This window comes from Rhodococcus sp. 05-339-2 (assembly GCF_002258965.1).
Classification (GTDB): Bacteria; Actinomycetota; Actinomycetes; order Mycobacteriales; family Mycobacteriaceae; genus Rhodococcoides.
The window spans coordinates 153,682-180,563 of the sequence record NZ_NOYW01000018.1 but is presented as its reverse complement, the minus strand read 5'-3'; the positions used below and the strand labels follow the sequence as shown (position 1 = coordinate 180,563).

Below are 26,882 nucleotides of genomic sequence, written 5' to 3'. Positions count from 1 at the left end.
GCATCTGAATGCGCGCCGCAATCACCGGTGGGTCTCAGACGCCTCCGACCGGCCCCAGCTTCGAGAACGGGTTCCCGCTGTCGTCCGCTCAGCGTGGCATGTGGTTCGCTCAACAGCTGGCTCCTGACGTCCCGGTCTGTATCGCGCAATACGTCGACCTCCGCGGCGATCTTGACATCGCCGTTCTCCAGGACGCGTCGGCTCTCGCAGCACACGAATTTCAATCCGCCTACCTGAGACTGGCCGAGGTGGACGGCGAACCGGTCCAGATGGTCGATCACTCCATCGATCAGTCCGTGCACTACCTGGATCTGCGCGGCGAAGACGATCCCATGACCTCTGCGCTGGCCTGGATCGACGAGAACTACGTCCAACCTGTCGACATGGAACACGATCCACTCGTCGAGAGCTGGATCATTCAGGTCGAGGACGATCGCAACCTCTGGTACAGCAAGATTCATCACGTCGCACTCGACGGTTACGGTGCGATGACGCTCGTCAATCGAACCGCAGCCCTATACACCGCGGCCGTCGAACACGTCGAGCCTGCCCCCAACAAGGCGGCCGAGCTTCGGCGGCTCTACGAGCTCGATCAGGAATACCGGACGTCGTCTCGCTTCGAGACGGACAAGGAGTACTGGACCGCTCGCGCCGCGGACATCCACGACGGAGCCACCCTGTCCAACACTGCCGGGCGCACGATCGCCGCCAGTAAATTGCGCAGCGTCGCTCTCCCCGACGATGTCGTCACCGAGCTCGAAGCGTCCGACGCGACCAAGGGCGGAACCGCGGCCGCGGTGTTCATCGCCGCCTTCGGCTGCTACCTCTCGCGGATGACCGGGCGAGAGGACGTCTCGGTCAACATCCCGGTGTCCGCGCGCACCACCGCGCTGCTTCGCCGATCCGGTGGGATGCTCGTCAACGTCGCACCCATTTCGATCCATGTGCCCCAGGACGCGACCGTCGGCGAGCTGGTTCAGCAGGTCCAGCTCGAATTGATGGGGGCCCTGCGGCACCAGCGTTTCAGCATCGAGGACATCCGGCGTGAGCTGGCGGCTTCGGGCAGCGACAAGCAACTGTCCGGCCCGATGGTCAACATGATGCTGTTCCATCAGCAGATCGAACTCGGCTCGATCGTCGGCGAATTCAACATCGTGACCTCGGGTCCTGTCGAGGACCTTCTGGTCAACGTCTATCAGAGCGGTTCTCCGGCAAGGACGTTCGTCGATTTCAGGGCCAACCCCAACCGGTACGACGACGACGATCTCACCGCACACCATTCGAGTTTCGTCGACATGGTGCAATCCTTCATCGCGGCCGGACCCGATGTCGCCGTTCTAGACGTACATCCGGACAGCGCACGCGAAGGCCAACGTCGACGTCGCGCCGCAGCCCAGCTCGCCTACTGGACCGACCGGCTCGCCGATGCCCCCGATCTCCTCGATCTTCCGACCGACCGTTCGCGCCCCTCGCGCATCGGTCACGTTCGCGCATCCCACGAAGTGACCATCGGATCCGAATCGTGGTCCGCAGTGGCTCGGTTGGCCGCCGAACGTTCCACGACTCCGTTCGTGGTGCTCGAATCCGTTCTCGCCGTGTTGCTTTCGCGACTGGCCAACACCGACGACGTGTCGATCGCCGTGCCTGCGAGTGACGGCAACACCGTGGTGCTGCGGTCCCGACCCGACGTTCGGCACTCGTTCGCCGATTTCGTCGATGCGTCCGGAACCGACTTCGATGCTGCGATGGCGCACGGGGAGACGTCGTTCGAGGACGTCGTCACGGCCCTCGGTCTGCCGAGCTCGGAGTCGTACAGCCCCCTTGCTCAGGTTGCGCTCCGGTTCGGTTCGTCCGCGCTGCCGCGTGACGGGATTGGCATGGACCTGGTTGTCACCGTCGACGAGTCCGACGATGTCGCGGTCGTTTTCGACTACGCCACAGAACTGTTCGATGCCGCGAGCATGGCTCAGCTCGCCCGCCGCCTCGTTCGCGTGCTCGACGCTGTGATCGGCGAGCCGGATCTGAGGATCGGCGATGTGGACCTGCTGTCCACCGCCGAACGCGCTCGCCTGGCTCCGGTTCGTGGGCCGCGGTCTGTGGCGGGTGTGGTGTTGCCGGAGTTGTTGGCTGGTGCTGTGGGTGTTGCTGGTGTCGGTGGTGTTGCGGTGGTGTCGGGGTCGCGGTCTGTTTCGTATGGTGAGTTGGATGCGGCGTCGTCGCGGTTGGCGCGGATGTTGATGTCGTGTGGGGTGGGTCCGGGGTCGTTCGTGGCGTTGGCGTTGTCGCGGTCGGTGGAGTCCGTGGTGGCGGTGTGGGCGGTGGCGAAGGCCGGTGGTGCGTTCTTGCCGGTGGATCCGAAGTATCCGGTGGATCGGATCGAGCACATGTTGGTCGATTCGGGTGCTGTGGTGGGTGTGACGTTGGGTGCCGATGTGGGTGTGTTGTCGGGTGTGGGTGGGGTGTCGTGGGTGGTGCTCGATGATGCCGATGTGGTGGCGGATCTGGCGTTTCGGTCGTCTGCTCCGGTGTTGGATGCCGAGCGTTCGGGTGTGTTGCGGCTCGATGATGCGGCGTATCTGATCTATACGTCGGGTTCGACGGGTGTGCCCAAGGGTGTGGTGGTCACTCATCGTGGTGTGGGGAACTTGGCTGCCGAGGAGCGGGTTCGGTTCGGTGTGGGTCCGTCGTCGCGGGTGTTGGCGTTTGCGTCGCCGAGTTTCGATGCCTCGATTCTCGAGTTCGTGTTGGCGTTCTCGGGTGGGGCGACGATGGTGATTGCTCCGCCGTTGGTGTTCGGTGGGGTGGAGTTGGCGTCGTTGTTGGCGCAGGAGCGGGTCTCTCATGCGTTCGTCACGCCTGCGGCGTTGGCGTCGGTGGATCCGGTGGGGTTGGAGTCGGTCGAGGTGGTGGTGACCGGTGGTGATGTGTGTGCGCCGGAGTTGGTGGCGCGGTGGGCGCCGGGTCGGCGGATGTTCAATGCGTACGGTCCGACGGAGGCGACGATTTTCTCGTCGATCTCGTCGGCGTTGGTGGTGGGGGAGTCGGTCGATATCGGTTCGCCGACGATCGGTTTCGCGGAGGTGGTGTTGGATTCGCGGTTGAATCCGGTGCCGGTGGGTGTGGTGGGTGAGTTGTATCTGGCGGGTCCGGCGTTGGCTCGTGGGTATCACGCGCGGTTGGGTTTGACGGCGGAGCGGTTCGTGGCCAATCCGTTCGGTGGTGCGGGTTCGCGGATGTATCGCACCGGTGATGTGGTGCGGTGGAATGCTTCGGGTGCGTTGGAGTATGTGGGGCGTAGCGATTTCCAGGTGAAGGTGCGTGGTTTCCGGATCGAGTTGGGTGAGATCGATTCGGTGTTGGCTGCGGTGCCGGGTGTCGATTTCGTGGTCACCATCGGTCGTGAGAGTGCTGCTGGGGCAACGGTGTTGGTGTCGTATGTGTTGCCGGTGGCCGGTGCCGGGGTCGAGGCGGATGCGTTGCGCGAGCATGCCGGTTCGGTGTTGCCTGCGCATATGGTGCCCTCGGCGTTCGTGATGCTCGAGTCCATTCCTCTCACTCCCGCAGGCAAACTGGACCGAAACGCACTCCCCGAACCCGAACTCGGTTCGCAGGGTGCATTCGAGGCCGCGGAAACGGAGTACGAGGCCGCAGTGGCGACCGTGTTCCGCGACGTTCTCGAGGTCGACCGGGTCGGCGTGACCGACAGCTTCTTCGATCTCGGCGGAAACTCCCTCGTGGCAACGCGTCTGATCGCTCGGGTCAATTCGGCTCTCGGAACCGATCTCAAGGTGCTGGACCTGTTCGAGGCGCCGACCGTGAGGACCCTGTCCGAACGCGCCGAAGCCAAGGGCGCATCGCTGCATCGCCGTCCGGCGCTCGTCGCCGTGGACCGGCCCGATTCGATCCCACTGTCTCTCGCACAGCAGCGGATGTGGTTCATCAACCAGTTCGATGTGTCCTCGCCCGCGTACAACATCCCGCTCACCGTGCGTCTGACCGGTCGACTGGACGTCGATGCGATGGCTGCGGCCGTCGGCGACGTTCTGTCCCGGCACGAGTCGCTCCGCACCGTGTTTCCGACCGTGGGCGATCTGCCGAACCAGGTCATCACACCGGTCGAGGACGTCACCGGATCGAAGCTGCCCCTCGATGTGGTCGACGTCGACGCCGGCTCGGTCGATGCGCTCGTCCGTGCTGCCGCGACAACAGGATTCGACGTCACGGTCGATCTTCCCTTCCGTGCGGTGCTGTACAGGACCGGTTCGGAAGATTTCGTACTCTCCATCGTCGTCCACCACATTGCGGCGGACGGTGCGTCGATGGCACCGCTGGCCCGAGACGTGATGGTCGCCTACGGTGCCCGATCCGCCGGTTCGGCTCCGGTGTGGGAGCCACTCGCCGTCCAGTACGCGGATTTCGCGTTGTGGCAGCACGCCGTTCTCGGCGACGAGAGCGATTCCACCTCGGTGGCGTCGCGGCAGATCGAATTCTGGCAGTCGGCTCTGGCGGATCTGCCGGACGTATTGCCGATGCCGCTCGATCGTCCGCGTCCCATCCGGCAGTCGATGCGCGGCAGCGTCACCCCGTTCACGATTCCGGCCGACGTCGCCGCACGATTGAGTTCTGTTGCTGCCGAACATGACTCGACCCTGTTCATGGTTGTTCATTCGGCGCTTGCACTCCTGCTCGCGCGGCTGAGCGGAACTCAGGACATCGCTGTCGGTACGCCGATCGCCGGTCGAGGCGACGCGGCCCTGGACGACCTGGTCGGCATGTTCGTCGGTACCCTCGTTCTGCGAACACAGGTCGAGCCGCAAGCGACCTTCACCGATCTGCTCGCCGACACTCGTCGCTCCGACCTCGCCGCCTTCGACAACACCGACATCCCGTTCGAGCGTCTGGTCGACGTACTCGATCCGGTGCGGTCGACCGACCACTCGCCGCTGTTCCAGGTTCTGCTCGAGTTCCAGAACAATGCAGCTGTCACGTTGGAGCTGCCCGATCTCACCGTTCGGTTCGAGGAGATCGGCACCGATACGGCAAAATTCGATCTACAGCTGCGTGTGGATCAGGAGCCCGTCGACCCGTCCGGTGCACTGTCGGCGTCGTTCACCTACGCCACGGATCTGTTCGATCCCGAAACCATCGACCGGTTCGTCGATCGCTTCCTGCGGATCGTGTCGACCATCGGAACGTCGACGGACGTACGCACCGCAGACATCGACATTCTGTCCGCCGCGGAGCGGGAACTCGTCCTGTTCGAGTGGAACGACACCGCACGTCTGATCGAACCTCCGGTCCACCAGCAGATTCCGGCCGGCGGCGCCGACATGACGCTCAGCAGTCTGTTCGACCGACAGGTACAGCGCAGTCCGTACTCGACAGCGCTCGTGTTCGAGGACGAACACATCACCTATCTCGAACTGGACGAACGCGCGAATCAGCTCGCGCGTCATCTCATCTCGCTCGGCGTGACCCCCGAATCCCATGTCGGCCTGGCGATTCGCCGGTCGATCGATCTGCTCGTCGGCATGTACGCGATCGTCAAGGCCGGTGGTGCCTATGTACCGATCGACCCGGACCATCCCGTCGAGCGGTCGTCCTACGTCCTCTCCAGCGCCCAGCCCGTGTGCATCCTCACCACCAGTCGCGACTGGATCAACATCCCGGTCGCAACTCCGGTCCTGGCCGTCGATCTGCTCGACGTCTCCGATCGCGACCACTCCACGGTCACCGACTCGGACCGACTGGGAAGACTGCACGGCTCGAACACCGCATACGTCATCTACACCTCCGGTTCGACCGGTCGGCCCAAGGGTGTCGCAGTCACGCACTCGGCCATCGTGAACCGGTTGCTGTGGATGCAGCACGAATATCACCTCGAGCCTGCGGACACCGTTCTGCAGAAGACTCCGGCGACGTTCGACGTCTCGGTGTGGGAGTTCTTCTGGCCCTTACAGGTCGGTGCCAAGCTCGTCGTGGCCGAACCCGACGGACACCGCGATCCCGTGTACCTGTCCCGCATCATCGCGCAGGAGCACATCACCACGGCGCACTTCGTGCCGTCGATGCTGGCGGTGTTCGCAGCAGGGGCACGGGCTGCGGAATGTGTCTCGCTCCGACTGGTCTTCTGCAGCGGCGAGGCGCTTCCACCTGCCACCGCGGCGCAGTTCGCGCAGTTCTCACTCGCGGAACTGCACAACCTCTACGGTCCGACCGAGGCGGCAGTCGACGTCAGCTACTACCACGTGACCGGGCGCGAGTCCGTCTCGATTCCCATCGGCGCACCGGTGTGGAACACGCGTTTGTACGTGCTCGACGCGTCGTTGCGACCGGCTCCGATCGGTGCTCCCGGCGAGCTGTATCTCGCCGGTGTGCAACTCGCTCGCGGGTACGTCGGCCGAGGCGACCTGACAGCGGATCGCTTCGTCGCGGATCCGTTCGGCGAGCCGGGCGAGAGGCTCTATCGCACAGGTGATCTGGTGCGCTGGCGCGCCGACGGCGAGCTCGAGTACATCGGCCGCACGGACTTTCAGGTCAAACTGCGAGGGCTCCGGATCGAACTGCCCGAGATCGAAGCGGTTCTCCTTCGATCCGAATCGGTCGCACAGGCGATCGCACTGGTGCACAAGGACCCGAACACCGGTGAGACCCTCGTGGCCTACGTGGTCGGTGCGCCCGGCCACGCCGTCGATCCCGCGCATCTGACGGCCGAGGCCGCGCGCCGCCTCCCGGGGTACATGGTGCCCTCACACGTGGTGGTACTCGACTCGCTTCCGGTCAACGCCAGCGGCAAGCTCGACCGGAAGGCATTGCCTGCGCCCGAATTCACTGTCGCTGCATCGGAATTCTTCGGGCCCGAGAACCCGGTCGAGGAGATCGTCGCCGGAGTCTTCGGCGATCTGCTCGGTATGGCCCAGGTCAGTGTCACGTCGAGCTTCTTCGAAATCGGCGGCAACTCGCTGATCGCGATGCGGTTGGTCGCGCGAATCAATGCGGCACTCGGAACCGATATCGGTATCAGGGATCTGTTCGACGCCCCCACCGTGCGAGCGCTGTCGGCAGGCATCGAACTCGGTGAGCACGACGCTGCAGCCGCCCCTCGGCTGGTCCCGCAGGAGCGACCGGATGCAGTGCCCCTGTCGCTGGCCCAGCAGCGGATGTGGTTCATCAATCAGTACGACACCGAATCGGCTGCCTACAACGTCGCGTTCGCCATGCGCCTGAGCGGCGCGCTCGATGTCGATGCGATGCACTCGGCCATCGCCGACGTGCTCGGTCGACACGAGTCGCTGCGCACGATGTTCCCGCTGACCGACGACGCTCCGGTGCAGTCGATCCTCGACGTGGAATCTGCACTGCCGGATCTGACTCCGATCCTCGCGAACGACGAGCGCCACGTCATGGAGTTGATCGCCGACGTCGCAGGCTCGGGCTTCGACGTCGTGGCCGATGTTCCGCTGCGAGTTCGACTGGTTCGGGTCAGCGAGAACGAGCATGTGCTCGTGATGGTGGTGCACCACATCTCCTCCGACGGGTTCTCGAGCGCCCCGCTGGCCCGCGACCTGATGGTGTCCTACAGTGCCCGCGCCGCAGGGCATGCACCCAGCCAGGAACCGTTGCCGGTGCAGTATGCCGATTACGCGCTGTGGCAGCGCCGGTTCCTCGGCGCGGAGTCCGACCCCGAGTCGTTGATGGCCAAGCAGCTCGCCTATTGGGTCGAGACACTGTCCGGCAGCCCCGAGGTTCTGACGCTGCCGACCGACCGCCCGCGTCCCGCGGTGGCTTCCCTGCGCGGCGACAGCGTGACGTTCGAGATCGACGCCTCGGTTCATGCCCGCCTCGCTACTGTTGCCGCCGAACATAATTCGAGCTCGTTCATGATCGTGCACGCGGCTCTTGCCGTACTGCTGGCCCGACTCTCGGATACCGAGGACATCTCGGTCGGAACGCCGATCTCGGGCCGAGGAGACGCCGCACTCGACGAACTCGTCGGCATGTTCGTCAACACCCTCGTTCTGCGCACTCAGGTTCCCGGCTCGATGCGGTTCGAGGACCTGCTCTCGGACGTTCGCTCCGTGGACCTGGCCGCGTTCACGCATTCGGATGTCCCGTTCGAGCGGGTGGTGGACGCGGTCGATCCCGCGAGGTCGACTGCCCATGCGCCGTTGTTCCAGGTGATGCTCGAGTTCCAGCAGACCGACCGACCGACCGTGACGTTGCCCGGACTGTCGATCGAGAGCATCGAGCTACCCAACGACATTTCCAACTTCGATCTGCAGTTGACGATCTCGGAGGAATTCGACGCGTCCGGCGCACCGGTCGGCATCGAAGCCGGATTCCGTTACGCCACAGAACTGTTCGACGCGGATACCGTCCGAGTTCTCGCCGATCGCCTGGTACGAATCCTCGACGCCGTGACCGCCGTGCCGTCCATCCGAGTCGGTGACATCGAGATCTTGTCTGCCAACGAGTACGACTCGCTGGCTCCGGTTCGTGGGCCGCGGTCTGTGGCGGGTGTGGTGTTGCCGGAGTTGTTGGCTGGTGCTGTGGGTGTTGCTGGTGTCGGTGGTGTTGCGGTGGTGTCGGGGTCGCGGTCTGTTTCGTATGGTGAGTTGGATGCGGCGTCGTCGCGGTTGGCGCGGATGTTGATGTCGTGTGGGGTGGGTCCGGGGTCGTTCGTGGCGTTGGCGTTGTCGCGGTCGGTGGAGTCCGTGGTGGCGGTGTGGGCGGTGGCGAAGGCCGGTGGTGCGTTCTTGCCGGTGGATCCGAAGTATCCGGTGGATCGGATCGAGCACATGTTGGTCGATTCGGGTGCTGTGGTGGGTGTGACGTTGGGTGCCGATGTGGGTGTGTTGTCGGGTGTGGGTGGGGTGTCGTGGGTGGTGCTCGATGATGCCGATGTGGTGGCGGATCTGGCGTTTCGGTCGTCTGCTCCGGTGTTGGATGCCGAGCGTTCGGGTGTGTTGCGGCTCGATGATGCGGCGTATCTGATCTATACGTCGGGTTCGACGGGTGTGCCCAAGGGTGTGGTGGTCACTCATCGTGGTGTGGGGAACTTGGCTGCCGAGGAGCGGGTTCGGTTCGGTGTGGGTCCGTCGTCGCGGGTGTTGGCGTTTGCGTCGCCGAGTTTCGATGCCTCGATTCTCGAGTTCGTGTTGGCGTTCTCGGGTGGGGCGACGATGGTGATTGCTCCGCCGTTGGTGTTCGGTGGGGTGGAGTTGGCGTCGTTGTTGGCGCAGGAGCGGGTCTCTCATGCGTTCGTCACGCCTGCGGCGTTGGCGTCGGTGGATCCGGTGGGGTTGGAGTCGGTCGAGGTGGTGGTGACCGGTGGTGATGTGTGTGCGCCGGAGTTGGTGGCGCGGTGGGCGCCGGGTCGGCGGATGTTCAATGCGTACGGTCCGACGGAGGCGACGATTTTCTCGTCGATCTCGTCGGCGTTGGTGGTGGGGGAGTCGGTCGATATCGGTTCGCCGACGATCGGTTTCGCGGAGGTGGTGTTGGATTCGCGGTTGAATCCGGTGCCGGTGGGTGTGGTGGGTGAGTTGTATCTGGCGGGTCCGGCGTTGGCTCGTGGGTATCACGCGCGGTTGGGTTTGACGGCGGAGCGGTTCGTGGCCAATCCGTTCGGTGGTGCGGGTTCGCGGATGTATCGCACCGGTGATGTGGTGCGGTGGAATGCTTCGGGTGCGTTGGAGTATGTGGGGCGTAGCGATTTCCAGGTGAAGGTGCGTGGTTTCCGGATCGAGTTGGGTGAGATCGATTCGGTGTTGGCTGCGGTGCCGGGTGTCGATTTCGTGGTCACCATCGGTCGTGAGAGTGCTGCTGGGGCAACGGTGTTGGTGTCGTATGTGTTGCCGGTGGCCGGTGCCGGGGTCGAGGCGGATGCGTTGCGCGAGCATGCCGGTTCGGTGTTGCCTGCGCATATGGTGCCCTCGGCGTTCGTGATGCTCGAGTCCATTCCTCTCACTCCCGCAGGCAAACTGGACCGAAACGCACTCCCCGAACCGGACTGGTCCGCTCAGGTCACGGCCGGTCGCGATGCGGACAACGCGGTCGAGAAGACGTTGGCCGGATTGTTCGCCGAGGTTCTTCGACTGGACCGCGTCGGCGTCGACGATTCGTTCTTCGCTCTCGGCGGCGACAGCATCATGTCGATTCAGCTGGTCTCGCGTGCCAAGGCAGCCGGATTGTCTCTGTCGCCACGAGATGTGTTCGAGCACAAGACCGTTGCGGCACTGGCCGAGGTGGTCGCGTCCGGAGACGGCACTGCACCTCTCGTACTGGAGGAATTGCCAGGTGGCGGTGTCGGTGACGTACCGCTGACTCCGATCGTCGCCTGGATGCTCGATCGGACGGCTGTCCTCGACAAGCACACGCAGACGGCGGTTCTCACCCTCCCGGTCGATATCGAGCTGGATGTGCTCGAGGCAACCGTGCAAACGGTCCTCGATCACCACGACATGCTCCGCGGCGTTCTGCACCGGGGTGAGCACCCCACGATGGAGGTGCTTCCCGCCGGATCGATCGCGGCGAACTCGGTCGTGCACCGCGTGGCGTCGACGACCGTTCGGGGAGAAGGGTTCTCGGAGCAGGCCACGGCCGAGGCAGAAGCAGCAGTCGGCCGGTTGGCACCCGATTCCGGTGTGATGATCCAGATGGTGTGGTTCGACGCCGGCTCCGAGGGGAGCCGTCTGCTCGTCGTCGCCCACCACTTGGTCATCGACGGCGTGTCCTGGCGAATCCTGGTTCCGGACCTCGCGTCGGCATGGGCCCAGATCATCGGCGGGAACACTCCTGAGCTGGCTCCGGTCGGCACTTCCATGCGTCGGTGGTCGCACGGGTTGCGTGAGGTCACCGCCACCCGCGGCGACGAGCTGGCGATCTGGCGCGACGTTCTGGCACAACCGGATCCGCTCATCGGATCACGCGCGCTCGATCGCGAGATCGACGTGTACCGGACGGTGGACAAGATCGAGATGACGTTGTCCACCGACGTCACCGAGGGGCTACTGACAGCACTGCCCGATGCGTTCCACGGCAGCGTCAACGACGGTCTGCTCGCCGCGCTCGCGCTCGCCACGGCGGTGTGGCGACGTGGTCGGGGAGTGACCGTGGACGACGCTCTCATCTCGCTGGAGGGTCACGGCCGCGAGGACCACGTGGTACCCGGTGCCGATCTGGGCCGGACCATCGGTTGGTTCACCACGATCTACCCGCTCAGGCTCACCCTCGCCGGTCTGGACCTGGACGACGCACTCGCCGGCGGTGCCGACGCAGCACGACTGATCAAGTCGGTCAAGGAGCAGTTGCTGGCGGTCCCCGATCACGGCATCGGTTACGGCATGCTCCGCTACCTGGACGAGGACGGCGCCGCTGCTCTGCGCGACTTCCCGGCTCCCCAGGTCAGTTTCAACTATCTCGGGCGCTACAGCACCGACGTTCCGGACGAGCTGCGTGGACACGGCTGGCTGCCGGTCGACGACTCCGGTGTCGGCGATTCGCAGGACGCCGATCTACCGGTAGCAGCAGTGCTCGACATCAATGCCGTCACCACCGCGACGCCGACCGGCCCGCGCCTCGAGGCGACGTTCGCTTTCCCCACCGGGGTGCTCGCCGCCGCTGAGGTCACCGGACTGGCGGAGTTGTGGCGTCAGGCCCTCACCGCGCTGACACAGCTCGCCCAGCGACCGGGGGCCGGTGGCTTCACGCCGTCCGACCTCGATCTGGTGCGGCTCGATCAGAGTTCCATCGACCACCTCGAACGGGTCTATCCCACGCTGGACGACATCTGGTCCATGACGCCCCTGCAGGCCGGATTGCTGTTCCACGCCGAGCTGTCGGATCAGTCCGTCGACGCCTACATCGTCCAACTCGTGTTGGAGCTGCGCGGAAGCGTCGACGAGGCACGGTTCCGACGTGCTGCTCGAGCGCTCCTGCGGAGACACGCGAACCTGCGGACTGCCTTCGTTCACAACGACGACGGCGAGTCCATACAGATCGTTCACCACGACGTGGACGCTCCCTGGTCGTCGATCGACCTGACCGGACTGGACGCCGACGATCGAGCCGTCGAGCTCGATCGCATCGAACACGACGACCGCGCCACCAGATTCAACATGGCGCAGGCACCTCTGTTGCGCTTCATGCTGATCACGGTGGTGCCCGGCGAGTGGCGTCTGGTGATGACCAACCACCACATCCTGCTCGACGGTTGGTCCACACCGTTGCTGCTCAAGGACCTGCTGACGCTCTACGTGGTCGACGGCGACGACACCGTGCTCCCGCGGGTTCCCGCCTATCGCGACTACCTGTCGTGGCTGGCCAAGCGTGACCGTTCGTCGGCACTGGCCGCGTGGACCGACGCGCTCGTAGGCTTGTCCGAGCCGACCCTGTTGACGCCGGTCGAGAGCCGGCGCCAGGAGTCGACGTTGGCGGGCCGGTCGCTGGTCTCGCTCGATGTGGAGCAGACGGACCGGCTGCGCAGCGTCGCTCGTGCACGTGGCGTGACGATGAACTCCATGGTGCAGGCGTCGTGGGCCCTCGTGCTCGGCACTCTGACCGGACGCTCCGACGTCGTGTTCGGTGCCACCGTGTCCGGACGCCCGCCGGAGGTCTCCGACATCGAGGCCATGGTCGGTCTGTTCATCAACACTCTGCCGGTGCGGATCGTGCTCGATCCGTCGGAGACACTCGGCGAGTACCTCGAGCGGGTGCAGGCCGAACAGGCCGCTCTGCTCGATCACCACTACCTCGGCCTCACCGACATCCAGCGTGCGGTGGGACCGGCCGTCGCCTTCGACACCCTGACGGTGTTCGAGTCCTACCCGATGGACCGCGCGGGATTGTCGGCCGAGACCGACCTCGCCGGGATGCGGGTGCACGACGTGCACGACGGAAGCGACACAGCGCAGTATCCGCTGACCTTGGTCGCCATGGTCGACGACCGGCTGCACATCGAGGCGAAGTACTTGCCGGAGTTGTTCGAGCACAGCGTCGTCGAGGCGACGGTCGACAGAATCGTGCGGGTCCTCGACGCCATTGCCACCGACACCGGTCGACTCGTGGGGTCCCTGTCGTTGCTGTCCGACGACGAACTGGTCCGCTTGGCACCGGTCCAGGGGCCGGCTGCCGAAGCAGTTCGACTGCTCCCGGACATCCTCACCGCCGCTGCTGCGGGCAACCTGCACGGCACCGCTCTGTGGAATGACGGGCGCACGGTCGACTACGCCGAGCTCGACGCGCAGTCCTCGGCTCTCGCCCGAACGCTGATCGCTCGCGGTGCCGGTCCGGAAACCGTTGTCGCACTGGCTGTGCCACGTTCCATCGAATCGGTACTCGGAATCTGGGCGATCGCGAAGACCGGCGCGGCATTCCTGCCGATCGATCCGAACTACCCGCGCGATCGCGTCGAGCACATGCTCGTCGATTCGAACGCCTCGCTCGGCCTGACCGTGTCCGCGCACACATCCGCGGTCGAGGGTCTGGGATCCGCCCGGTGGACCGTTCTCGATCACGACGACACGCGCGCCGACATCGCCGGTCACTCGACCGCGCCGGTTCTCGACGGTGACCGTATCCGCCCGATTCACATCGATCAGGTCGCGTACCTGATCTACACCTCCGGCTCGACCGGTGTGCCCAAGGGCGTCACCGTCACTCACCGGGGGTTGGCGAACCTGGCGGAGGAGGAGCGCACTCGTTTCGAGGTGACCCCGGACGCTCGGGTTCTGGCGTTCGCGTCTCCGAGCTTCGATGCCTCGATTCTCGAACTGCTGATGGTGCTCTGCGGTGCCGCGACGATGGTCATCGCGCCGACGTCGGTCTACGGTGGAGCCGAGTTGGCTCAGCTGCTCGCCGCGCAGCAGGTGACGCATGCGTTCGTCACCCCAGCCGCGCTTGCATCGGTGGATCCGGAGGGCCTGACGGAGCTGCGAGTCGTCGCGACCGGTGGCGACGTCTGTCCTCCGGAACTCGTTGCCCGCTGGGCACCGGGCCGCCGGATGTTCAACGCGTACGGTCCGACCGAAGCGACCATCTTCTCGTCCGTCAGCGATCAGCTGCATATCGATTCGACGATCGACATCGGTTCGCCGACAATCGGGTTCAGCGAGGTCGTCCTCGACTCGCGACTGCACCCGGTACCCGTCGGTGTTGCGGGTGAGCTCTATCTCGCCGGTCCGGCGCTCGCCAGGGGTTACCACTGCCGATTCGGCCTGACGGCCGAGCGTTTCGTGGCGAATCCCTTCGGCGAGCCGGGTGCGCGGATGTACCGCACCGGCGATGTCGTCCGGTGGACCGAGTCGGGAACGCTCGAATACGTCGGGCGCAGCGACTTCCAGGTCAAGGTGCGCGGTTTCCGCATCGAACTGGGCGAGATCGACGCCGTCCTGACCGATGATCCTTCCGTCGAGTTCGCGACCACCGTCGGTGTCGACGGTCCGGCCGGTAACACCATTCTCGTCGCCTACGTCCTTCCGCGGTCCGGCGAGCAGATCGATGCGGTGTCTCTGCGCAGTCATGTGTCGAATTCGCTACCGACCCACATGATCCCGACGGCCTTCGTCGCCCTGGAATCGATTCCGCTGACACCGGCCGGCAAGCTGGACCGCAACGCCCTGCCCGCACCCGATCTTCATCTCGGGGACGATTCGCGTGCACCGCGCAACGACACCGAGCAGGTCATTGCCGACATCTTCGGCGAGGTACTGGGGATCGACGGCGGTGTCGGAATCGATTCGAGCTTCTTCGACCTCGGTGGGGACTCGCTCAGCGCCACCAGACTCACCGCCCGGGTCAATGCCGCCCTGGACACCACGATCAGCGTGCGTGCACTGTTCGAGGCTCCCACCGTCGAGTCGCTTGCGGTGCGCGTACACAGCGATCCGACCGGCACCGAGCGCCGTCCCGCACTCGTGGCCAAGCCGCGACCTGATTCGATTCCGTTGTCGCTCGCGCAGCAACGGATGTGGTTCATCAACCAATTCGACGTCGACTCTGCGGCCTACAACATCCCGCTTGCGGTCCGGCTGACGGGTCGACTCGACATCGACGCGATGAGTGCGGCGGTCGGGGACGTTCTCGAACGGCACGAGTCGCTGCGCACGGTGTTCCCGAGCCACGGTGAGCGCCCCGAGCAGAAGATCCTCGATGCGCAGACGGTGAGAACCGATCTCGCCGTCGTCGATCTGGACGCCGACGAGATCGTTTCGGCCATCTCTGCCTCTGCCGCAACAGGTTTCGACGTCACGACCGATCTACCGTTCCGCGCGGTGCTGTACCGGGTTGCAGCGGACGAATTCGTGCTGTCGATCGTTGTGCACCACATCGCCGCCGACGGTGCCTCCATGGCACCCTTGGCGCGAGATGTCATGGTCGCCTACGGTTCTCGCGTAGCGACCGGCGCTCCGATGTGGGCACCACTCGACGTTCAGTACGCGGACTTCGCGATCTGGCAACGCACCGTCCTCGGCGACGAGGCCGATCCCGCGTCCCTCGCCGCGCAGCAGTTGGATTTCTGGAAGACCGCTCTCGCGGATCTTCCCGACGTACTGCCGTTGCCGCTCGATCACCCGAGGCCCACTCGGCAGTCCATGCGCGGCAACAGTGTTCGGTTCGAGATCGACCGAGCAACCCATTCGGCACTGGTCGAGTCGGCGCGCGCCAACGAGGCGACCGTCTTCATGGCCGTGCACGCGGCATGGTCGATTCTGATGGCACGCATCAGCGGCACCGAGGACATCGCCGTCGGAACGCCGATCGCCGGTCGAGGCGAGGCCGCGCTCGACGATCTGATCGGCATGTTCGTCGGCACGCTGGTTCTGCGTACCCAGGTGACGCCTGGGCTCTCGTTCAACGATCTGCTCCGTGCCACCCGCACAGCAGATCTGGCGGCGTTCGACAACACCGATGTCCCATTCGAGCGACTGGTCGACGTTCTCGATCCCGCGCGTTCGACGGACCGTTCGCCGCTGTTCCAGGTGCTGGTCGAATTCCAGAACAACACCTCGGCCGCGCTCGAACTACCGGAGCTCACGGTCGAGGCCGTCGACATCGACGCGCACGTCGCGAAGTTCGATCTGCAGCTGACCGTCGCCGAGCAGTACGACGAGTCCGGTGCGCCGGCCGGGATGACCGCCGCGATCACCTACGCGGTCGATCTGTTCGAGGAATCGTCCGTCCGGGAGTTCTCGGCACGATTCGGTGCTGTGCTCGCCTCGGTGACGACGGATCCCGAGCGCGCAATCGGCGACATCGACCTCTTGCTCCCGGGCGAGCTCGATGCCATGACGGGCGAGTGGAACCACGCAGGTCTCGTGGCATCCGACGCGACGTTGGCCGATCGATTCGCCACCGCAGCAGCGCGATTCCCCGACTCGCGTGCGGTCGTCTTCGGCGATCACGTGCTGACCTACGCCGAGTTGGACGACCGGTCGAGCCGACTCGCGCGGCTTCTGGTCCAGCGCGGTGTGACGTCGGAATCGCTCGTGGCGGTCGCGATGCCGCGCAACGAGCAGCTGATCGTCGCTCTGCTCGCGGTGATCAAGTCCGGTGGAGGCTACCTTCCGATCGACGTGTCCTACCCAGCGGATCGGCTCGCGTTCATGCTCGAGGACGCCTCGCCCGTCTGTGTGATCTCCACGGTTGCCGACAGTGCGGCAGTGCCCGCCTCGGATCTCGATGTCCTCGAGATCGATTCGCCCGAGCTGATCGCCGAACTGGACGTCATGTCGGGTGCCCCGCTGACCGATGCGGACCGCTCGGGTGGCACCAGCGCCGATTCGATCGCGTATGTCATCTACACCTCGGGCAGTACCGGTCGCCCCAAGGGCGTGCAGATCGCGCACCGCAACGTGGCGACGCTGTTCGCGAACACAGCCGATCTCTTCGATTTCGACGATCGCGACGTCTGGACGATGTTCCACTCGTATGCGTTCGACTTCTCGGTATGGGAGTTGTGGGGACCGCTGCTGCACGGCGGAACGCTCGTCGTCGTCGACTACTACACCGCGCGCTCCCCGGAGCTGTTCCGCGAGTTGCTGGTACGCGAGAAGGTCACGGTTCTCAACCAGACACCGACGGCGTTCTACCAGTTCGCGGAAGCGGATCGAGTTGCGACCGGAAACCTCGCCGGAACCGCGGACTCCGATCTGTCGCTGCGGTACGTGATCTTCGGCGGAGAGGCACTCGATCTCGGTCAGTTGGCTCGCTGGTACGCCCGGCACGACGAATCCGCTCCGACTCTGGTCAACATGTACGGCATCACCGAGACGACCGTCCACGTGAGTCATCTGGCCCTGACCGAACAGTTCGCCGCCTCGGCCTCGGCCAGCGTCATCGGTCAGGCGATTCCCGCGCTGCACGTCGCGGTTCTCGACACCCGTCTCAATCCGGTGCCGCCGGGTGTGACCGGTGAAATGTACGTCTCGGGGGCACAGCTGTCTCGCGGTTACCTCGGCCGGGCCGGACTGTCGGCCACCCGTTTCGTCGCCGATCCGTCCGGAGACCCCGGTGCCCGGATGTACCGCACCGGCGACACCGCGCGATGGAATCGCGACGGTGCACTGGAATACCTGGGCCGCAGTGACATGCAGGTGCAGTTGCACGGCTTCCGCATCGAGCTCGGCGAGATCGAGAGTGCTCTGCTGGCGTACGACGGTGTCGCGGCCTCCGTGGTCTCGGTCCGTGACGACGGATCCGGCGATCGCCTGATCGGATATGTCGTCGCCGAGGCGGGTCGAACCCTCGACCACTCCGCCGTTCTGGATTTCGTCGGGCACTCGCTGACGTCCTACATGGTTCCGGCTGCGCTGATAGTGCTGGACGAGCTGCCGCTCACTGCCAACGGAAAGCTCGATCGCCGTGCACTGCCGGCTCCGGACTTCTCGGCCAACGTGACCGAAAGCCGTTTGCCTGCAACCGAAGTCGAGTCGATCCTTGCCGGATTGTTCGCCGACGTGCTCGGCCTCGACACCGTCGGCGTCGACGACTCGTTCTTCGCGCTCGGCGGCGACAGCATCATGTCCATCCAGCTGGTCTCACGTGCCAAGGCGGCCGGTCTGGTCCTGGCTCCGCGCGACATCTTCGAGCGCAAGACCGTTGCGGCGCTGGCCGAGGTCGTCGTTCTCGGGGGCGACGCCGTCGTGCTGGAAGAGCTCGACGGTGGGGGAGTCGGCTCGCTGCCTCTGACACCCGTCGTTCGCTGGATGCTTGACCGCAGCACCGACTTCGGCCGCTACACCCAGACCGCCCTGCTTCAGCTTCCGGTCGGCATCGAGACCGAGACGCTCGAGCGCACCGTCCAGGCCGTGCTCGATCGTCACGACATGCTCCGGTCGAGGCTGTACCAGGATGCCGACGGCATCTGGCACGAGGAAGTATCTCCGATCGGCACCGTGTCCGCCGCGTCGGTCATCCATGCGGTCTCGGTCGATTCCGTGGACGGTGCCGCATTCTCGTCCCGCGCCGCAACGGAGCTCGACGCCGCAGCAGATCGACTGGTCCCAGCCGACGGCGTCATGGTTCAGATGGTGTGGTTCCAGGGCCCGAACGGGTCCGGCCGACTGCTCGTCGTCGCGCATCACCTCGTGATCGACGGCGTGTCCTGGCGCATCCTCGTGCCGGATCTCGCAACGGCATGGAGCCAGATCATCGCCGGCGACGCGCCTGCGTTGGCACCGATCGGCACATCGATGCGGCGGTGGTCCACCGGTTTGGCCGAGGTCACGGCGAGCCGCGCCGACGAGATCGGGCTGTGGCAGCGCATTCTGAGCGGTGCCGACCCGACGATCGGTTCGCGACCACTCGACAAGAGCATCGACGTCGACGCCACCGTGCAGCGCATCCGCACATCACTTCCCGTCGAGGTGACCGAGCGCTTGCTGACCACGGTGCCGAACGTCTTCCGTGGCAGCGTCAACGACGGCCTCCTGGCCGGCTTGGCATTGGCACTGACCGCGTGGCGCCGTGAACGGGGAGCCGCTGTCAGCAGCGCCCTGATCACGCTCGAAGGCCACGGCCGTGAAGACGCCGTGGTTCCCGGAGCCGATCTCGGCAGAACCGTCGGCTGGTTCACCACGATCTTCCCCGTGCGACTCGACCTCGGTTCGGTGGACGTCGCCGACGCGTTGTCGGGTGGCGACTCCGCCGGTGCACTGATCAAGGCAGTCAAGGAACAGCTGCTCGAGATACCGGATCACGGAATCGGCTACGGCATGTTGCGGTACCTCGATTCCGCTGGCACCGAGGCGCTTTCCGACTTCGCCGCGCCTCAAGTCAGCTTCAACTACCTCGGACGATTCTCGACCGGCTCCACCGAAGGCATGGCCGACGTCGGCTGGATTCCCGTGGCCGACGCCGAGCTCGGCGACGCGCAGAATCCGGACATGCCCGTGCCGGCTGCGCTGGACATCAACGCCGTCACCACCTCGACGCCCGACGGTCCGCAGCTCGACGCCACCTTCGCGTTCCCGGCGGGCATCCTCGATTCTGACGAGGTCGATCGGTTGATCGAACTGTGGACGCAGGCGCTGACCGCGATCACCGAGCACGCCTCGGTGCAGGGTGCGGGAGGCTTGACCCCGTCCGACCTCGAGCTGGTGGACATCGATCAGCGCTCCATCGAGGTGCTCGAGCAGCAGTTCCCCGACCTCGACGACGTGTGGTCGCTGTCGCCGCTGCAGGCCGGCCTGCTGTTCCATGCGCGCCTCGCCGGCGAGGTCGGCAGTGACACTGCGGGCGTCGACGCCTACATGGTGCAGCTCGGTCTCGAGCTGCGTGGCGTCGTCGATGCCGAGCGGATGCACTCCGCCGTGAACAAGCTCGTCTCTCGCCATCCGAACTTGCGAGCAGCGTTCGTGCACAACAGCGCCGGCGAATCCCTGCAGATCGTGCAGAGTTCGGTGACGGTTCCCTGGGCCGAGGTCGATCTACGCGGTGAGGCCGACGTCGACTCCGCGCTCGAGGCCGTGCTCGCCGCCGATCGCGGTGTGCGGTTCGAGATGGACTCGGCGCCGCTGCTTCGATTCACGCTGATCACCCTCGCCGACGATCACTGGCGACTATTGCTGACCAACCACCACATCCTGCTCGACGGTTGGTCGACGCCTCTGGTCGTCAAGGAACTGATCACGCTCTACGTCACCGAGTCCGACGATTCGATGCTGCCGCGTGTGCCCGCGTACCGGGACTACCTCGCGTGGATGCGGCAACGCGACGTCGCCATCTCCACGGCGCAGTGGGTCAGCGCGATGGCGGGTGTCGAGGAGCCGACACTGCTGGTCACCGGTGATCGGGGCCGACAGTTGTCCACCGTCTCGAGCGAGACGGAAAGGTCGTTGTCGATCGAGACCACAGCGGCACTGCGTGATTTCGCAGCGCGCCGCGGTTCGACTCTGAACACCCTCGTTCAGACCGCGTGGGGCATCGTGCTCGCCACTCTGACCGGACGCGAAGACGTCGTCTTCGGTGCCACGGTGTCGGGTCGGCCGCCCGAGGTCCCTGGCATCGAAGGCATGATCGGGCTGTTCATCAACACACTGCCCGTTCGGGTCACGCTCGATCGGGCCGAGACTCTGGGTGCTCTGGTCGATCGCGTGCAGGCCGAACAGGCAGCACTGCTCGACCACCACTACCTCGGTCTGACCGACATCCAGCGCGCAGCCGGTGCCGGCGTCGCATTCGACACGCTCACCGTGTTCGAGTCGTACCCGGTCGATCGCGCCGGAGCCTCTGCGGCAACGGATTTCGCTGGCATGCAGGTGACCGACATCCTCGGAACCGATGCCGCGCACTACCCGCTCACCCTGGTGTCGTCGGTGGACGAGCGCTTGAACCTCAAGGCCAAGTACCTGCCCGAACTGTTCGAGATCGAGGACGTGCACGCGATCGTCGATCGGGTCGAGCGGGTACTCGATGCGGTACTGGCCGACGAGCAACAGCCGCTGGCTCGGCTCAGTCTGCTCGCCGATGCCGAACTCGGTTCGCTGGCACCGGTATTCGGACTCGAAGGCCGATCGACTCGGTTGCTGCCGGAGATCTTCTCCGACGCAGCTGCCGTCGACCCGGATGCCGTCGCGGTGCGCAGCGTCGACGGCGAGCTGACGTACCGCGAGCTGGATCGACAGTCGAACCGTCTCGCCCGCATTCTGCTCGGTCACGGTGTGCGTACCGAAACGTTCGTGGCGCTCGGAATCGCACGATCCATCGAGTCGGTGCTGACCGTCTGGGCCGTCGCCAAGTCCGGTGCCGCGTTCGTGCCGGTCGATCCGAACTACCCGGCCGATCGCATCGAGCACATGCTGGCCGACTCCGGAGCGTCTTTCGGTGTCACCACCCGCAGTCACCTCGACGATCTGCCGTCGACCGTGCCGTGGATCGTTCTGGACGACCTCGCCACCGATGGGCCGAACGCGGTGAGCGACGAGCCCATCGCCGACGACGAACGCCACGGTCGCGTCACCCTCTCGAGTGCCGCGTACACCATCTACACATCGGGTTCGACGGGTGTTCCGAAGGGGGTCGTGGTCACCCACTCCGGCCTCGACAACTTCGCTACCGAGCAACGCGAGCGCTATCGAGTCACGAAGGACTCACGCACGCTCCATGTTTCGTCGCCCAGCTTCGATGCGTCCGTGCTCGAGTACCTGCTCGCGTTCGGCGTCGGAGCCACGATGGTGATCGTTCCGCCCACCGTGTACGGCGGAGCCGAGCTGGCATCGTTGCTGGCCGAGGAATCGGTCACTCACGGCTTCATCACCCCGTCCGCCCTCGCCTCTGTCGATCCCGCAGGGCTCGACACGTTCGCCGACGTGGTCGTCGGCGGCGAGGCGGTCCCGGCCGAGTTGGTCACCAAGTGGGCTCCGGGCCGCAACCTGTTCAACGGATACGGACCGACCGAGGCCACGATCATGTCCAACATCAGTGCACCGATGGTGGCCGGCGAGCCGGTCTCGATCGGCGGACCGGTACGGGGCGTGTACGAGGTGGTCCTGGACTCGCGACTGCAGCCGGTTCCCATCGGGGTTGTGGGTGAGCTGTATCTCGCGGGCGTCGGATTGGCCCGCGGCTACCACGATCGGATGGGGTTGACGGCCGAACGATTCGTCGCCGATCCGTTCGGTGCTCCCGGTGCGCGCATGTACCGCACCGGAGACGTGGTGCGCTGGTCGCCGGATCTGACCATCGAGTACGTCGGTCGCAGCGACTCCCAGGTCAAGGTCCGTGGATTCCGCATCGAACTCGGTGAGATCGACGCAGCGCTCTCTGCTCATCCGGCGGTCGACTTCGCGGCGACATTCGGAACTCCCGGGCCGACCGGTGCCACCGTTCTCGTGGCCTACGTTCGCCTGACGGGGGACGACCCCGCCGAGACGGTCGATACCTTCGACACGGCCGTTCTGCGCGATCATCTCGCCACCGCTCTGCCGTCGCACATGGTTCCGAGCGCCATCGTCGTGCTCGAGTCGATTCCGCTCACACCGGTGGGCAAGCTCGACCGCGCAGCACTTCCGGTACCGGAGTTCGGCACGGCCACGTCGTACCGCGAGCCGAGCACGCCTGCCGAGCTGACGGTCGCGGCGGTCTTCGCCGAGATCCTCGAGGTGGGTCGAGTCGGTGCGGACGACGGCTTCTTCGAGCTCGGTGGCGACTCTCTCAGCGCAACGCGAGTGATCGCTCGCGTCAATGCCGAATTCGGTACATCGATCGGGGTCCGCACGATCTTCGAGACCCCGACGGTGTCGGGTCTGGCGAGCGCAGTCGGCTCGGCCGACCCGCGTACGCAGCGGCCGGCCCTCGTTGCGGCGACGCGTCCGGAGCACATTCCGCTCTCGCTCGCACAGCAGCGGATGTGGTTCATCAACCAGTTCGACACCTCGTCGGCGGCGTACAACGTGCCGTTGGTCGTCAAACTGACCGGACGGCTCGACACCGCTGCGCTGGCCGACGCGGTGGTCGATGTTCTGGGGCGCCACGAGTCCCTGCGCACGACCTTCCCCGACGGCCCCGAGTTCCCGGTGCAGCTCGTGCACCCGGCTGCCGAGGTCGCGCCCGCGGTCGAATCCGAACGGATCGATGCCGCTGTTCTCACCGATCGCGTGGCTCTGTTGGCCGGTCGAGGATTCGACGTGACCACCGAGATCCCGGTGCACGTCGAGCTGTTCGAGGTGCTCGACGCCGACAACGACGCGTCGGAGGATCCCGTCTTCGTACTCGCCATGGTGGTGCACCACATCGCCGCCGACGGCGCGTCGATGGCACCTCTCGCTCGCGACGTCGTGCTCGCCTATTCGGCGCGCAGTGCCGGTCACGCACCGAGCTGGCAGCCGCTGCCCGTCCAGTACGCCGACTACACGATCTGGCAGCGTTCGCTGCTGGGTGACGAGCAGGACGCGTCGAGTGTGGCTGCGGCTCAGCTCGAGCACTGGTCCACCGCGCTCGCGGGTCTTCCCGATCTGTTGCCGTTGCCGACGGACCGACCGAGGCCGACCACTCAGGACTTCCGCGGCGGTCGAGTCCGCTTCACCGTCGATGCCGACATCCATCGCGCCCTCGTCGCCATCACGCGCGAACAGAACGTCAGCATGTTCATGGTTCTGCACGCCGCGTTCGCGGTCGTTCTGGCACGACTGAGCGGCACCGACGACATCGCGATCACCACCCCGGTGGCCGGGCGCGGTGACGCGGCGCTCGACGACCTCGTGGGCATGTTCGTCAACACGCTCGTGCTGCGCAGCCGAGTGGACGAGTCCGCGACGTTCGACGATCTGCTGAACCAGGTCAAGACACACGACCTGGACGCATTCGATCACACCGAAATGCCCTTCGAGAGAATCGTCGAGGTTCTCAATCCCACGCGTTCGACGGCTTACGCTCCGCTGTCACAGGTCGCGCTGTCGTTCCAGAACAACGAGAAGGCCTCGCTCGAGCTGCCGAACCTCCGCGTCGAAGGCTTCGATTTCGACGTTCCGGTGGCCAAGCAGGATCTGCAATTGCTGCTGTCCGAGACCTTCGACGACCAGGGGCGTCCGTCCGGCTTCGAGGCCGCATTCGACTACGCCACATCGCTGTTCGACGCATCCAGCGTCGAGGCCATCGCGGCGCGACTGATCCGAGTTCTCGATGCCGTCGGACGCGACCGACACACGGTGGTCGGAGACATCGAACTTCTGGGTACCGACGAGCAGCGCACGTTGGTGCCTGCGCGAGGAAACGCCGACGCGGCAGTTCGGACGTGGCCGGAGTTGCTCGCGGCGGCGGTCGCGCTCGATCCGTACGCAGTGGCCGTGACCTACCGAGGCATCAGCCTGTCCTACGCCGATCTCGACAGCTGGTCCAACCGGATCGCTCGGATGCTGATCGACTACGGGGTCGGTCCCGAAACGTTCGTCGCGTTGGCGCTGCCTCGATCGATCGAGTCGGTGCTGTCGGTGTGGGCTGTGGCGAAGACCGGTGCCGCGTTCCTGCCTGTCGATCCGAACTACCCGGCGGACCGAATCGCGCACATGCTCGAAGATTCCCATGCCGCAATGGGTCTGACCGACATCGACAACAGGGCTTCGCTGCCCGACACGGTCCCGTGGCTGGTTCTGGACGATCCGGAAACCTCCGCGGAGCTCTCTCGCTACCCGGCGGACGCGGTGACCGATGCCGATCGCACGGCCACCCTGCACATCGACCACCCGGCCTACCTGATCTACACCTCGGGCTCGACCGGTCGGCCGAAGGGCGTTGCGGTACGGCACCGTGGCCTGGCCAACCTCCAGGCCGAGGTGATCGAGCGATTCCGCCCCACTCGGGATTCGCGTGTTTCGCACATCGCGTCGCCGAGTTTCGACGCATCGATCTACGAGCTGACGATGGCGTTCGGCGTCGGTGCCACCGTCGTCATCGTGCCGCCGGGAGTCTTCGGCGGCGGCGACTTGGCCGACCTGCTCGAATCCGAGCACGTCACGCATGCGTTCCTGACGCCGGCGGCGCTGTCGTCGATCGACGAGACACGTCTGGGCACCGTTCGGGTCCTCGCGGTCGGAGGCGAGGCCTGCACTCCCGAGTTGGTGGCGAAATGGGCACCGGGCCGCAAGATGTTCAACGGCTACGGTCCGACCGAAACCACCATTCAGGCAAGTGTCGGTGGACCTTTGGTGCCCGGTGGCACGGTGGACGTTGGCAGGCCAGGAACCGGATTCCGGTTCCTGGTGCTCGACGCACGACTTCGACCGGTCCCGGCCGGAGTGTCGGGCGAGCTCTACATCGCCGGTCCAGGCACCGCCCGCGGATACCTCGGTCGTTTCGGACTGACATCCGAGCGTTTCGTCGCCGATCCCTTCGGCACTCCGGGCGATCGGATGTATCGAACGGGCGACGTCGTGCGCTGGGGCAGTGCCGGGGCCGTCGAGTTCGTCGGGCGCAGTGACTTCCAGGTCAAGGTGCGCGGTTTCCGTATCGAACTCGGCGAGATCGACTCCGCTCTCACCGAGCACGAACAGGTCGGATTCGCCGCCACGATCGGTCACACGGCTGCGTCCGGCGACACCGTCCTCGTGTCCTACGTTCTCGCGGCCGACGGCGAATCGGTCGACACCGAGGCACTTCGCGATCGCGTGGCCAAAGTGCTTCCGCGGCACATGGTTCCGTCGGCGATCATCGAGCTCGACGACATTCCGCTCACTCCGGTGGGCAAGCTCGATCGACGGGCGCTGCCGGTTCCCGAGCTGACCGTGTCGACAACTCCGTACCGGGCACCGGGCACCGATGTCGAAGCCGCGATCGCCGACGCGTTCGCTCAGGTTCTCGGGGTCGAACGGGTCGGCATGGACGACAACTTCTTCGAGTTGGGCGGAACGTCGCTGGTGGCCACGAAGATCGTGCCTGCCATCGAGAACGCCATCGGGGTTCGGGTGCCGCTGCAGGCACTGTTCGTCGATCCGACGCCGGCAGGGTTGGCCGCGCGGGTCGCCGCGGATGCCGACGCGGGAGGCGCCGACCTCGATTCTGTGTTCGGAGTCGTGATTCCGCTGCGCGGCAGCGGGTCCAAGGCCCCGTTGTTCTGTGTCCACCCGGGAATCGGACTGTCATGGGGATACGCCGGTCTCGTCTCACACCTGAGCGACGACCGTCCCGTGTACGGCCTGCAGCTGCCGAGCATCGTGGAAGGGTCGAGCTTCGGATCCATTCGCGATCTCGCCCACCGGTACGCCGACGAGATCCGCGCCGTCCAGCCAGTCGGTCCGTACCACCTTCTGGGGTGGTCGCTCGGCGGCTCGCTGGCTCATGCGATAGCGGTGGAACTGCGAAGCACCGGCAGCGACGTCGCCACCCTTGCTCTCCTCGACAGCTACGTGGACGGACACGACGGCGAACAGGCCGAGGGAGCGTTGAGCGTCGAGAATCTGCTCGCCGGATTGGGGCTCGACCTGTCGGCTCATGCATCGACAGAGCCACTGACCTACGAACGGGGGGTCGAACTGCTCGACGAGTCGTTGGGGCAGACGACCGGCGTCTCCGCCGATCACCTCCGTCGTATCAATGCGGGATTCGAGAACTCGACTCGAATGATGGCCGAGTTCATCCCGGACGTCTTCGACGGAGATGTTTTGTTCTTCTCGGCAACGAAGGGCGCGAGCGATGGAATTGTTCGATCCCCGCAGGAATGGCGGCCGTATGTCACAGGAGATATCGTCATCCACGATGTCGACGTTTTCCACAACGAGATGACCAATGCGGACGCTGCCAACGTGATCGGGCCTGTCGTCGATTCTCATCTCGGAAATACACCCGAATAACGATTGGTGTGTTCTTCACGTCGAAGAGCACATCTGCGAATACCATCGGCATTCGGCACGAATGCCGCCGAAGGCGAATAACCAACACCAGGGGACATA

The 26,882-nt window shown here is 65.4% G+C and carries 1 protein-coding gene; it reads left to right on the top strand.

Features of this window, described 5'->3' with window-relative positions; all coding sequences use genetic code 11:
- Positions 1–8: 8 nt before the first annotated feature.
- A complete protein-coding gene (locus CH273_RS18570) occupies positions 9–26,783 on the top strand; it encodes a non-ribosomal peptide synthetase (RefSeq protein WP_094638042.1) in 26,775 nt (8,924 codons plus the stop codon).
- Positions 26,784–26,882: the final 99 nt, after the last annotated feature.

Bases quoted from the DNA above. Each gene is read 5' to 3' on its own strand.
- CH273_RS18570 (WP_094638042.1), top strand. From the start codon at position 9: ATGCGCGCCGCAATCACCGGTGGGTCTCAGACGCCTCCGACCGGCCCC.